Origin of the sequence: Ewingella sp. S1.OA.A_B6, assembly GCF_049889095.1 — a bacterium.
GTDB lineage: Bacteria > Pseudomonadota > Gammaproteobacteria > Enterobacterales > Enterobacteriaceae > Ewingella.
On the sequence record NZ_JBLJFK010000073.1, the window covers coordinates 1 to 270 of the forward strand.

The 270-nt window shown below is 54.4% G+C and carries 1 rRNA gene; it reads right to left on the reverse strand.

The annotated features are described in order from the left end of the window. Positions 1 to 270, reverse strand: a 16S ribosomal RNA gene (locus tag ACMV8I_RS21530); the annotation flags it as partial.

The window sequence follows — 270 nt, forward strand, 5'->3', positions numbered from 1 at the left end:
TGACTTAACAAACCGCCTGCGTGCGCTTTACGCCCAGTAATTCCGATTAACGCTTGCACCCTCCGTATTACCGCGGCTGCTGGCACGGAGTTAGCCGGTGCTTCTTCTGCGAGTAACGTCAATGCACAAAGCTATTAACTTCATACCCTTCCTCCTCGCTGAAAGTGCTTTACAACCCGAAGGCCTTCTTCACACACGCGGCATGGCTGCATCAGGCTTGCGCCCATTGTGCAATATTCCCCACTGCTGCCTCCCGTAGGAGTCTGGACC